Raw genomic sequence first — 12140 nt, forward strand, 5'->3', positions numbered from 1 at the left:
GGCTTTGCATTGCGCACAGATACTGTGTAGCCAACTGTGGATAAACTGTGCAGCTACAGCTGTATGCCTTGCCAGCTGTGGCTTTCATAGAACTGATCACTTTCTATCCAGCTCGCCTTAGCGACCTCTCGCTTTGCATAAGCCAATGCACCTCCGAGCCCGTGGAGCGAATTCATTCGCGAATGGCCCGTGTCCGTAGGTTGGCGCAGAGCGAAACGAAGCCCAACAGCGCCGGCCCAACATACGATCAACACGCACCTGGCAGATCTGTTCACAGCCTGGACGTATGCTCCCGTTCTTTTACCCAAATCCCGTGGACGCATCTGTGGATAAGCTGTAGTTCGAAGGCTGCAGCCAAGACCGGACGCGGATCTATGCCACTTGTACATTTTTCGTTCTACTTCAACTACTTACGAGCGAACTTCCGCACATAATCTGTGCAGCCAACTGTGGATAAACTGTGAGGCCACGGCTGCAGGCCTTGATAGTCGCGGCACCCACGGAATTGATCATTTTCCATCCAGCGTAATCGAGCGGTCCTTGCGCTGTGCATAACCCTCCGATCCGTCGGACCGAATTCATTTGCGCAAGGCCAAGCCTGTAGGGTGGATCACGCTTAACCGATCCACCATGGCGTGCATCCGGCCCTCGATGGTGGAAATGAAGAGCGATTTCCACCCTGCATCGCCCCCGGATCAGTGCACACGAGGCTGATCTGTTCACAACCGGAGCCTACGCTCCCGTGCTTTTACCCAAATCCCGTGGACGCATCTGTGGATAAGCTGTAGTTCGAAGGCTGCAGCCAAGACCAGCCGTGTATCTTCGTCACTTGTGCATTTTTCGTTCTATTTCAAGCACTTGTGAGCGCACTTCCGCACATTATCTGTGCAGCCATCTGTGGACAACCTGTGCGACCAATGCTGCAAGGCCCGCCGACCGTGGTTTTCAGTGAACTGATCACTTTCCATCCAACCCAGTAACGCAGCCAGCTCCCTGTGCACAACCTGAGCGACCTCTCCCCCCCGTGGGGCCAATTCACTGGCGAAAGACTACTCAGCCCTGCAGCGCCGACCAAGTAACCCACAGGCCGTGACCGTTTATTCCCGCCTTGTGCCCAATAATAGTGGAAGACCTTGTGGATAAATTGTCCATGAATGGCCAGGGGCCAGAGAAGCCGCGGGCTGCGGGATTCTGGGTGTTTTTCGAGCAAATTCAACAAGATAGTCTGCCTGCTGCACACAGAATCTGTGCAGCAGGCTGTGGACAAACTGTGCGGTCAACGCTGCAGGCCAGGGATGGCGGGGCCTTTGCCAGACTGGTCAGTTTCTGCGCAGCCGCTGTAGCCTGTGGTTATCCACCGCAACAACCGCAGACGGACATGGTCCCCGGTTCTGTGGTCTTCCAGTTCCCATTCCAGCCACCCTGGCTGTTGCAGACTTTCGGGCAGACTTCGGCGGCCTGGGTATTGTTGAAAATGGGCCCGGCCTGCACGTCGGAGGGCGAGCTGCACTGGCCCTTCATCACGTCGTCGAAGATGTGGCTGAGCGAAGCCCAGGGAATGGTGTTGCTCTTCCCGCTGCCGTTGAAGTTGTGGCACCCGAAGCAGTTGGAGATGAAGGACTGGGTCGGATCCACATACTGGAAGGTGGTTTCCATCACCGAGTTGGCCAGGCGCATGGACCCGCGCTGGTTGGAAAAGGTGGAAGAGGGCTGGGTGACATCGTTCTCCCAGAGGGCGCCGACGTTCATATAGTTCTGCCAGACGGCCATGGGGCTGTCGCCCGGCAGCGCGGTCAGGAAGCCCTGCAGCTGGCTGTTCAGGCTGTCGATATCGGCGATGTTGTCGGCCGCCTCGTGATCGGAGGGGTCGGTGCCGTCGTGGTAGACCCGGCAGATTTCCGAAGGCGTGCCGGTCAGGTTGGGACTGGGCGCGGCCTTGTTGATATTGCAGGTGGATGGCGGGTTATCCACAGCACAGGTGGCGCTGGTAAAGGACCAGCCGCTGGGCGGCGCGGTACCTGGGTTGCTGCATTCCGGCACATTACTGCGGTGCTCGAAGGTGGCCCAGATGAACTCCGGATGCAGTGCCGTGGCGATCGCCATGTGGAAGCCGACCAGACCGAGCAGTTCGGTGCCCGGCACGCCGTCCACATCCGCTTCTATCCAGAAATAACTGGGCTGCTCGGCCTGGGTGATGATGCGCCAGGCGGTCTTCAGCTCGGTGGTGCCGGCCGGAAAGTTAAGTGCGCTCTGGATCTGCGGCACATTGCACAGGCTCTGGCTGAAGCGGATCTCGTAGAACACCACGTTGCCGGCCTGATCGAAGATGGTGTCACCGCCGCCGGCCTGGCCCGTGCGGTCCGGCAGGGTGAAAGGCGTATCGGCGGCGGGGGATTTCTCCCGACGGACGAACATCACTTCGGCCTGCTTGGCGGGGTCGCAGGAATTGGTGCCAGTAGCCTGTAGCACCGGGTAGTTGGAGTTGACCTGGAAGTTGCGCAGGCTCGGGTCGCTCTGCGATGGGCTGACCAGTTGGAAGAACCATTGCCAGGCGAACTGATAGAAGTCGCAGAAGTCGGCGTTGCTGCCTTCGGGTATTTCGCTGGGTGGGGCGGGGCTGCTGATCCAGTTCTGCTCGGCCATACAGGCGGGCGTAGCCGCATGCGCCTGCCCGGAAGGCAGCAGCGGGCCGGCGAGGAGCAGCGACAACAGGAACAACCAGGCGACGCGGAATGTCCTTGAACCCTTCATCTTCCCTCTCCTTGTCTCATCAGGGCGCGGGCCATCCGGGCTCCACGGCATGCGGAAAGCCCTTGGCCCGATGCTGCGCATCGTCAAGAAACAGAGGGGCAGATGATTGATTCGCGGGGACGGGCTTCCTGCCGGCGGGTGCTCCTTGCGATGGATTGAGGCTAGAAGACCCGGTAATCACCGGCAAACCGGGCCGCCGAACGGCCATTGTGGATAACATGCTCCTACCGTCAGCGGACGAAGCAGGCAGAACTCGGCCGCGAAAGCGCCGGCCGAGTCCTGTGCATAACCTCAGTGTTGGTGCTCATTGGCGCCGCCTGGCGCCTGCTTCTGCACATGGATTTCCACTTCCAGGTCACCGGCCTTCTGGAAATGCAGGGTCAGGGGGAACTTGTCGCCATCGTTCAGCGGCTGCTTGAGGCCGAACATCATCAGGTGATAGCCGCCCTGCTCCAGCCGCACCTCGCCACCGGCGGGGATGTCCAGGCCACCTTCGACCTGCTGCATCTTCATCAGGCCGTCCTTGTGCAAATGCTCGTGGATCTCGGTCTTGCCAGCGCGGGCGGTGTTGGCGCCAAGCAGCTTGTCGGCCTGCTCGCCCTTGTTGTGGATAACCAGGTAGGCGGCGCCATTGGGCGACACCGCGGGTACCGCCATCGCCCAGGGATGCTCGATGTGCAGCGAGCCGAGGTTGTTGTCATGGGCGGCCAGGGTGCCGGAACAGCTCAGCAGGGCCCCCAGGGCCAGCAGTGTCTTGCGCATATGTGAACTCCATTCGTTCGATTGTCTGGCGCCCACTCCCGGCAGGCGCCGATTGCTCTCCATTTGCGAGCTAGCCCGCAACCACCTTGCTGCCGCCGATGCGCGACAGCACCAGCCAGTCCAACGCCCAGACCGCCAGCAGGGACATTCCCACCAGCGGGAAGGCGATGCCGAGGCCGATCATGATCACCACCGCGGTTTTCCACAACGGCAGGTCGTGCCGCAGCGGCGGCACACCGAGGCTGCCCTGCGGGCGGCGCTTCCACCACATCACCAGGCCGCTCACGGCACTGAGCAGGATCAGCAGGCAGACGCCGAACATCAGCAGCTGGTTGAGCAGGCCGAAGAATTTGCCTTCGTGCAGCACCACGCCCATTTCCACGCTTTTGGCCACCAGGCCGTAGTCCTGCCAGCGGATGTCGGCCAGCACCTTGCCGCTGTACTGGTCCAGGTGCAGGGTGGCGTCGTTGCGCGGGTCGTCGGCGAACACGGCGATGCTGAAGACACCCTTCTCGTCGGCCGGCAGGGTGATGCTGTAACCCGGCACCACCCCACGTTCACGGGCCGTGTCCACCACCTGCTGCAAGCTCATCTGGCTGGCGCTCGCGGTCATGGCCGAAGTGCCGTGGCCCTTGTGCGCGGCATGCGGGTCGGACACCGGCAACGGCGTGTTTTCCACAGCCCAGGCCACGGTCTGGTCGGCGGCAGTGTTGAGGCTGCGGGCCTGTTGCTCGGACTTGGGCACCTCGTTCCACATGGCGGCCGGAAAGCGGTTCCAGACATCGGCGAATTTCTCGCCCCAGAAGCCCGTCCAGGTCATGCCGGTGAGCAACATGAACAGCAGCAGCAGCGACCCCCAGAAGCCGGTCACCGCATGCAGGTCGCGCCAGAACAGACGCCCGCGATTGGCCAGGCGCGGCCAGAAAACGCCGCGCATGGACTGGCCGCTCGGCCACCAGAGGTAGAGCCCGGAGACCACCAGGACAATGGCCCAACCGGCGGCCAGCTCGATCAGGCGGTCGCCAACTGTGCCGATCAGCAGCGTGCCATGCAGCGAACGAGAGATCGCCTGCAGATTGTTCTCCGCATCCTGGGTGCCCAGCACCTGGCCGCTGTAGGGGTCGAGGAAGAGGTTGGTCTTGCGGCCGTCGAGGCTGACCACGAACTGCGCGCTGCGCCCTGCATCCGCCGGTGGCAGGTACTGGCTGACGGCCGCTTGCGGGTAGGCCTGGCGGACCTTTTCCAGCTGCTGGTCAGCCGTGAGCGCCCGGGTGCTGGGGCGAACCTGCATCAGGTCGCTGTAGAGCAGGTTGTCCAACTGTGGCTTGAACAGGTAGATGCTGCCGGTGACCGCCAGCATGATCATGAAGGGGATGACGAAGAGTCCGGCGTAGAAGTGCCAGCGCCACGCCAGGTTGTAGAAGGAGACAGTGCTCTTGGACATTGTCGTGCTCCCTGATGAGCCAATGATCCGCGCACGCGCGCGGCGGAATCGGCCGGCGCTATGCAAGATGCGGAAGGGAAATTGCGTGGGATCAGGAAAGCGCGGTGGGGGGCGCGCGGGTCAGGGCGCCGGGAAACACCGTCTGCGCGGCATGGCCGGCCTGTGGCGCGGGTGCCGCTTGCGGGCTGGCGAGGTCGCCAAGGGCCAGTCCGTGCAGCGCGGCCGGGCTCAGGGCGGGCGAGTTGAACAGCAGGGTGCAGTAGCCGCACTTCGCCCAGGACAGCTCGTGACCGGGCATGGCCGGTTGCAGGCTAGAGGCACCGTCTTCCGTGGAGCAGGCCAACTCGCCCATCCAGGCCGGCACACCGGGTTGCCCTATGCCCTGGGCCTGGGAAACCAGGGGGCCGACAAACAGCAGCAGCATGGCCATTAGGCCAAGCCAGGCGCCGCGTTGTCGTGCTCTGCCGTAGATCACAGGAGGGGTCCGGGTCGGTGGAACGAAGGGCGCCTATGCTAGCCAGACGCCTGCTTGGGTAGAAGCCTAGCCGCTGGGACAGAAGGCCGCAGGGCCGGAAACACCGGTTTTCGCACCGTTCGGTAACGGGACGGAGGCGGGGCCGTCAGTCTGTGCGAATCCGCGTCTATCCGGCCAGCTGAAATCCTCTGCGGATGGGTTAAGCTTGGTCCTATGTTTCCGGAGTCATCATGCTGAGCCTGGCTGACGTTTTCCTGCTGATGTTGTTCGCCACCGGTGCGGCCTGGTTGTGGCGCGGCCATGGTGTGCGCGAGCGCGCCCTGGCGCTGGCCAAGCAGCACTGCGCGCGCCTCGATGTGGAGTTGCTGGATGGCAACGTCGCGTTTCGCCGCCTGGCCCTGGTACGGGATGGCAAGGGCAATCGCCGCCTGGCGCGCATCTACGACTTCGAATTCACCGTCACCGGCGAGCAGCGCCTGACCGGCAGCATCCAGATGTTCGGCAACTACCTCGGCCGCATCGACCTCGAAGCCCACCCCTTCCAGGCCCAGCCCCAACATGAGGGCAAGGTTATCCACATGACCGAGTGGCGGCGTAACCATCCGAAGCCGGATGAACAGCGCCGGGTGGACTGAACCCGCTCTGCCGCTTTCCGGCGACCAGCCTGTTCAAATGCCTTTCTCGCGCAAGAGTCGAACTTTGTGGATAACCGCTGGCGTGCAGTGGCTTCGCCAGGTGGTCGAGGCTCGCGCCATCCAGCTTGCAATCCAGCCAGAGCTCGGAAAGCGCCAGCCAGACGGCTTCGCGACCCGATGGCTCACGCCCGGCGCAGCAGGAAGTCTGCCGTGCGCTCGGCGCTGACCTGGGGAAATTCCTGCATGAAACAGTGACCGCCCTCCACCACCTGGGCGCTGACATGGCCGTTGAGGGCAGTCAGGCGCGCCACCGACTTGGCGACGAAGGGGTAACTGTGCTGGCCGTGGAGGATCAGGGTCGAGGCGGTGATCCGCCCAAGGGATGGCCACAGACGCTTGGGAAAGGAACTGAAGATCTCCGCCTCGCGGCTCGGCCGGCACTTGAGCTCGACACCGTTATCCACAGTCTTGAGGGCATGGTCCACGTAGGCCTGCAAGGCTTCCTCGGTCCACCCCTTGAAGATGCCGCGGCCATGCAGGCCGTTCCAGACAGCTTGACGGTCGGCCCAGTGATTGCGCCGGGCCCGCGCCCGAGTGGCCATGGTCGTGCGCCGGTGCAGGCCGAGCACCTCGGAGAAGGCCATCACGCCCACCATGGCCGGGGTGAAGATCACCGGATCGAGCAATACGGCGCGGCTGAACAACTCTGGATGCCGGGCCAGGACCAGGCTGGTCAGGACCCCACCGAAGCTGTGGCCGACGGCCAGCCGTGGCACCCCGCCGAACTGCCCACGCCCCACTTCGAATGCCTCCACCGCCAGCTCGGCGTTGCGGTTCCAGCCGAGGAAGCGGCCGCCATGGTCGCTGTCGCCGTGGCCCTGGACGTCGCACAGCCAGAGATCGAAATCCTCAGCCAGCCGCTGCAGCAACGGCGTATAGGCGCGGCCGCAGAAGCCGTTGCCATGGAGGAAGTGCAGCAAGGGTTTGCCGGAGGCCGGGCTATGCCAGCCGCGCAGGGTAAAACCGGCGGAAGTCGAGTGGGACCAGGGAATCAATTGCATCGAACGTGCCTCGAAAAGACTGGGCGCAGTGTATCTGCTGCCATGCCTCCAGAGCAGGGGGGCCGGGCCAGCCGTGCTATCGTCGACGCCTTCGAACCACGGATTTCACGCCTTGATTCCCCGCCCGCTGCGCATCGTCCTGCTGATCCTGCTGCTGCTCGCCGGGCTGTTCCTGGCGATGCACCTGTCCGGCCGCCAGGCCGAGCGCCAGGCCCTGCGCGACGAAGGCGAGCAGGCCCGCGAGCAGCTGACGCTCTACGCCGGCAGCTTGCGCACCCTGATCGACCGCTTCCGTGCCCTTCCCGCCGTGCTGGCGCTGGACCCGGAAGTGCGCGCCACCCTCCAGGGGTCTGTGGATAACAGCGAGCAGACACAGCTCAACCTCAAGCTGGAGCAGATGAACCGCGCCGCCGGCTCCACCACCCTCGAGCTTCTGGACCGCGATGGCCTGGCGGTGGCCGCCAGCAACTGGCGCTTACCCACCAGCTTCGTCGGCCACAATTACGGCTTCCGCCCCTACTTCGCCGAAGCCCGCAGCCACGGTAGCGGACGCTTCTATGCGGTAGGCGTGACCAGCGGCATTCCCGGCTACTTCCTCGCTAGCGCAGTGCGCGGCGGGAAGGACGAGTTCATCGGCGCCATCGTGGTGAAGCTAGAGTTCCCCGAGCTGGAGCAGGAATGGGGCCAGCGCCCGGATATCATCCTGGTCAGCGACGCCCGCGGCGTGGTGTTCATCGCCAACCAGCCGGGCTGGCGCTACCGTGAACTTCAGCCCATCTCCGCCGAGGGGCGCGCCGAGATGGCCGCCACCCGCCAATACGACAAGCAGCCCCTGGCGCCACTTATCCACAGCACACTGCAGGATTTTGGCGAGGGCAGCAGGCTGGCCCGGGTCGAGGGGCCCGGCGGCCGCGCCGACTACCTCTGGGAAAGCCTTCCCCTGCCCAGCGAAGGCTGGACGCTGCACCTGCTGCGCGCCCCACAAGAGGCCGCCAGCAGCGCGCGCAACGCCAGCCTGGCCGCCGCCGGCGCCTGGCTGGCGCTGTTCTTCCTCGCCCTGTTCCTGCACCAGCGCTGGCGGCTGGCGCGCATTCGCCAGCGCAGTCGGGAGGAACTGGAGCAATTGGTCGAGCAACGTACTGCCGCCTTGCGCACAGCCCAGGACGGGTTGATCCAGGCCGCCAAGCTAGCCGCCCTGGGGCAGATGTCCGCCGCCCTGGCCCACGAGATCAACCAGCCATTGACCGCCCTGCAGATGCACCTGGCCAGCCTGCGGCTGATGCTCGACAACGGCCAGCTGGAGCAGGCGCGCAAGGCCCTCTCGCGGCATGACGAACTGCTGCAGCGCATGGCGGCTCTCACCGGCCACCTCAAGACCTATGCGCGCAAGACCCCCGGCGGGCTGCGCGAATGCCTGGAGCTCGGCAGCGTTGTGGATAAATCCCTGCAACTGCTGGCGCCCAACCTGCGCGACGCGAAAGTCGAAATCAGCCAGGAGCTCTGTATACCCGCCTGGGTCTCGGGGGATGCCATCCGCCTGGAACAGGTGCTGGTCAACCTGCTGCGCAATGCCCTGGATGCCGTGGCGGACAAGCCGGCTCCGCGCTTGTGGATAACCCTGCAGAGGGAGGCTGGCCACTGGCTGCTGAGTGTCGCCGACAATGGCGGAGGCATCGCCGAAGAGGACCTGCCGCGGGTCTTCGATCCCTTCTTCACCACCAAGCCGGCGGGTGCCGGCCTGGGGATCGGACTGGCGGTGTCCTACGCCATCGTCCATGAACTGGGTGGTAGCCTTGCCGCCGCCAACCAGGGCGAAGGCGCCGTATTCAGCCTGCGCCTGCCCGTGGACAAAGCCAGAGAGGAATAGCCATGACAGCCCAGGTGATCTTCGTCGACGACGAGGCGGCCATCCGCGAAGCCGTACGCGAGTGGCTTGAGCTTTCCGGCTTCGAGGTGCAGGTGGAATCCAGCGCCGAAGGCTGCCTGAAGCGCCTCGACGCCGACTTCCCGGGCGTGGTCATCAGCGACCTGCGCATGCCCGGCATGGATGGGATGGCCCTGCTCCAGGCCGTGCAGGCCATCGACCGCGAGCTGCCCTTCCTGATGGTTACCGGCCACGGTGACGTGCCGCAGGCAGTGGAGGCCATGCGCCTGGGCGCCTATGACTTCATCGAAAAGCCCTTCACCGCCGAGCGGCTACTGGACAGCCTGCGCCGCGCCCTGGAAAAACGCCGCCTGGTACAGGAGAACCGCCGCCTGCGGGTCCAGGTCGACCTCAAGGACCAGCTCGACGGCCGCCTGCTTGGCGTCTCCCGGCCCATGCTGCAATTGCGCCGCCAGGTCCTGGAGCTGGCCCGCACCCCGGTGAATACCCTGCTGCGCGGGGAAACCGGCAGCGGCAAGGAAATGGTCGCGCGCTGCCTGCACGACTTCGGCCCGCGCGCGGAAAGGCCCTTCGTGGCACTGAACTGCGCGGCCATTCCGGAGAATCTCTTCGAGAGCGAGCTGTTCGGCCATGAAAGCGGAGCCTTCACCGGCGCCCAGGGCAAACGAATCGGCAAGATCGAACACGCCCACGGCGGCACCCTGTTCCTCGACGAAATCGAAAGCATGCCCCTCGCACAGCAGGTGAAGCTGTTGCGTGTGCTGCAGGAACAGCGCCTGGAGCGTCTCGGCTCGAACCAGAGCATCACCGTGGATATCCGCGTGGTCGCCGCCACCAAGCCGGACCTGCGCGAGGAGGTGCGCGCCGGACGCTTCCGCGAGGACCTGCTCTACCGGCTGAACGTGGCCGAGCTGCAGCTGCCGGCCCTGCGCGAGCGGCGCGAGGACATCCCGCTGCTGTTCGAGCATTTCGCTCGGCAAGCCAGCGAGCGCCTGGGCCGGCCGCAGCCTTCCCTGACCCCCGCCGAACTGGCGCAGCTGCTGGCCCACGGTTGGCCGGGCAACGTCCGCGAGCTGGCCAATGCCGCCGAGCGCCATGTGCTGGGGTTATCCACAAGTGCGGCGGAACGGGGCGAAGGCGAGCCCTCGCTGGCCGAACTGATGGAAGCCTACGAGGCGCAATGCCTGCGCCAGGCCCTGGCGCGCAGCCAGGGCGATATCAAGGCGGTGATGACCCTGTTGCAACTGCCGCGCCGCACCCTCAACGAGAAGATGCAGCGCCATGGCCTGGCGCGCAGCGAATTCCTGCGCGGCGAGGATGATTGAGTTCGCAAACGCTGTCGTAGGTTGGCGCTGAGCGAAGCGAAGCCCAACAATCCCGGCATAGGTTCATCGTTGGGCCTCGCAGGCTCGGCACCAACCTACAGAAGCGCCCGGCATCAGCGGAATCTTGCTCATCGCCTGTCCGGCATCGGCAGGATTCCGCGCATATTTCCTACGTGATTCCAACGTAACCCCTCTATTCCGCGCCTTTCCTCCCCTGGCACAGCTCCTGCTATGTGCGTGGTGCACAAGCGCAGCCTCAAAGCCGCGCCCACAACAACAACTACGCGTCGAGGAAAGATGATGGATAGCTCCAGCACCCTGACTGCCTCTGCAGCACCCCGCACGACATCGCAACGCATCAAGTCCATTTTCAGTGGCTCGGTCGGCAACCTGGTGGAGTGGTACGACTGGTACGTATACGCCGCCTTCTCGCTGTACTTCGCCAAGGCCTTCTTCCCCCAGGGCGACATGACTGCCCAGTTGCTCAACACCGCTGCGATCTTCGCCGTGGGCTTCCTGATGCGCCCCATCGGCGGCTGGCTGATGGGCATCTACGCCGACCGCAAGGGCCGCAAGGCGGCTCTGCTGGCCTCGGTCCTGCTGATGTGCTTCGGCTCGCTGATCATCGCCCTGACCCCCAGCTACGAGACCATCGGCGTCGCCGCGCCGGTAATGCTGGTGGTAGCGCGTCTGCTGCAGGGTCTCTCGGTCGGCGGTGAATACGGCACCTCCGCCACCTACCTGTCGGAGATGGCGACCAAGGAGCAACGCGGCTTCTTCTCCAGCTTCCAGTACGTGACCCTGATCTCCGGCCAGCTCATCGCCCTGGCGGTACTGATCGTCCTGCAGCAGACCCTGACCACCGAGCAGCTGGAAAGCTGGGGCTGGCGTGTACCCTTCGTGATCGGCGCCCTGTGCGCGGTGGTTGCCATGTTCCTGCGTCGCGGCATGGAAGAAACCGATTCCTTCACCAAGAAGAAGGACAAGCCCAAGGAAAGCCTGCTGCGCACCCTGATGCGCCATCCCAAGGAAGTGTTCACCGTGGTCGGCCTGACCATGGGCGGCACCCTGGCCTTCTACACCTACACCACCTACATGCAGAAGTACCTGGTGAACACCGTGGGCATGAGCAAGGGCGACTCGACCATGATCTCGGCCGCCACCCTGTTCCTCTTCATGCTGCTGCAGCCCATTGTCGGCGCGCTTTCCGACAAGATCGGCCGGCGCCCGATCCTGATCGCCTTCGGCGTGATGGGCACCCTGTTCACCTACCCGATCCTCAGCACCCTGCATAGCATCGAGACCTGGTGGGGCGCGTTCTTCCTGATCATGGCGGCGCTGATCATCGTCAGCGGCTACACCTCGATCAATGCCGTGGTGAAGGCCGAGCTCTTCCCCACCGAGATCCGCGCCCTGGGCGTGGGCCTGCCCTACGCACTGACCGTATCCATTTTCGGCGGCACCGCCGAGTACGTGGCGCTGTGGTTCAAGAGCATCGGCATGGAAAGCGGCTTCTACTGGTACGTCACCGCCTGCATCGCCTGCTCGCTGCTGGTGTACGTGTTCATGAAGGACACCCGCACCCATTCGCGGATGAACCAGGAATGATCGAGCGCTGAACCGCGCCTTCATTACAACGGGCCCTTCAGGGCCCGTTTTCGTTGGTGGGTAGATTGGATCGGCGCGAGGGAACAGCCCTTGTAGGGGCGATTTCAATCGCCAAGCGGACCGCAGGTTCGCCCTTCACCCTGTCAGGGGGCAGCTCCGCCGCCCTTGGCGAATGAATTCGCCCCTACAGGAAA

General features: G+C 64.1%; 9 protein-coding genes. 4 read left to right on the forward strand and 5 right to left on the reverse strand.

What is annotated here, in order from left to right:
• Positions 1–1350 precede the first annotated feature (1350 nt).
• The 4 genes from E8F12_RS18610 to E8F12_RS18625 all read right to left on the reverse strand — a co-directional run bounded on the left by E8F12_RS18610 (position 1351) and on the right by E8F12_RS18625 (position 5432).
• The gene (locus tag E8F12_RS18610; protein WP_280326685.1) at positions 1351–2751 is read right to left on the reverse strand and encodes a mannan-binding lectin; all 1401 of its coding nucleotides are present in this window, start codon (positions 2749–2751) and stop codon (positions 1351–1353) included.
• A gap of 291 nt (positions 2752–3042) precedes the next feature.
• Positions 3043–3513, reverse strand: coding sequence for a copper chaperone PCu(A)C (locus tag E8F12_RS18615; RefSeq protein WP_280326686.1), 471 nt, complete (start codon positions 3511–3513; stop codon positions 3043–3045).
• A 70-nt stretch (positions 3514–3583) separates the two neighbouring features.
• Positions 3584–4957, reverse strand: a complete 1374-nt coding sequence (locus E8F12_RS18620; RefSeq protein ID WP_280326687.1) for a PepSY domain-containing protein — start codon at positions 4955–4957, stop codon at positions 3584–3586.
• Between the two features lie 91 nt (positions 4958–5048).
• Positions 5049–5432, reverse strand: a complete 384-nt coding sequence (locus E8F12_RS18625; RefSeq protein ID WP_280326688.1) for a DUF2946 domain-containing protein — start codon at positions 5430–5432, stop codon at positions 5049–5051.
• A 230-nt stretch (positions 5433–5662) separates the two neighbouring features.
• Between E8F12_RS18625 and E8F12_RS18630 the strand changes: the two genes are divergently transcribed.
• On the forward strand, positions 5663–6067 hold the full coding sequence (locus E8F12_RS18630) for a DUF3301 domain-containing protein (RefSeq protein WP_280326689.1): 405 nt from the start codon (positions 5663–5665) through the stop codon (positions 6065–6067).
• A 182-nt stretch (positions 6068–6249) separates the two neighbouring features.
• Here E8F12_RS18630 and E8F12_RS18635 read toward each other — a convergent pair whose 3' ends face one another.
• Positions 6250–7128: an alpha/beta hydrolase gene (locus tag E8F12_RS18635; protein ID WP_280326690.1), complete on the reverse strand. Its 879-nt coding sequence runs from the start codon at positions 7126–7128 to the stop codon at positions 6250–6252.
• Positions 7129–7240: 112 nt separating this feature from the next.
• On the opposite strand from E8F12_RS18635, the gene E8F12_RS18640 reads away from it, so the two are divergent.
• The 3 genes from E8F12_RS18640 to E8F12_RS18650 all read left to right on the forward strand — a co-directional run bounded on the left by E8F12_RS18640 (position 7241) and on the right by E8F12_RS18650 (position 11946).
• Positions 7241–8995, forward strand: coding sequence for an ATP-binding protein (locus E8F12_RS18640; protein WP_280326691.1), 1755 nt, complete (start codon positions 7241–7243; stop codon positions 8993–8995).
• A gap of 2 nt (positions 8996–8997) precedes the next feature.
• The gene (locus E8F12_RS18645; protein ID WP_280326692.1) at positions 8998–10338 is read left to right on the forward strand and encodes a sigma-54 dependent transcriptional regulator; all 1341 of its coding nucleotides are present in this window, start codon (positions 8998–9000) and stop codon (positions 10336–10338) included.
• Positions 10339–10638: 300 nt separating this feature from the next.
• Positions 10639–11946 (forward strand): MFS transporter, encoded by a 1308-nt coding sequence (locus E8F12_RS18650; protein ID WP_280326693.1) that lies wholly within the window; start codon positions 10639–10641, stop codon positions 11944–11946.
• The last annotated feature ends 194 nt before the right edge of the window (positions 11947–12140 follow it).

Source organism: Pseudomonas sp. BN102 (assembly GCF_029871245.1).
Classification (GTDB): domain Bacteria; phylum Pseudomonadota; class Gammaproteobacteria; order Pseudomonadales; family Pseudomonadaceae; genus Metapseudomonas.

Excerpts from the sequence above, each read along its gene's own strand:
- E8F12_RS18615 (WP_280326686.1), bottom strand. The coding sequence starts at position 3,513 with ATGCGCAAGACACTGCTGGCCCTGGGGGCCCTGCTGAGCTGTTCCGGC.
- E8F12_RS18610 (WP_280326685.1), bottom strand. The coding sequence starts at position 2,751 with ATGAAGGGTTCAAGGACATTCCGCGTCGCCTGGTTGTTCCTGTTGTCG.
- E8F12_RS18635 (WP_280326690.1), bottom strand. The coding sequence starts at position 7,128 with ATGCAATTGATTCCCTGGTCCCACTCGACTTCCGCCGGTTTTACCCTG.
- E8F12_RS18645 (WP_280326692.1), top strand. The coding sequence starts at position 8,998 with ATGACAGCCCAGGTGATCTTCGTCGACGACGAGGCGGCCATCCGCGAA.
- E8F12_RS18630 (WP_280326689.1), top strand. The coding sequence starts at position 5,663 with ATGCTGAGCCTGGCTGACGTTTTCCTGCTGATGTTGTTCGCCACCGGT.
- E8F12_RS18650 (WP_280326693.1), top strand. The coding sequence starts at position 10,639 with ATGGATAGCTCCAGCACCCTGACTGCCTCTGCAGCACCCCGCACGACA.
- E8F12_RS18620 (WP_280326687.1), bottom strand. The coding sequence starts at position 4,957 with ATGTCCAAGAGCACTGTCTCCTTCTACAACCTGGCGTGGCGCTGGCAC.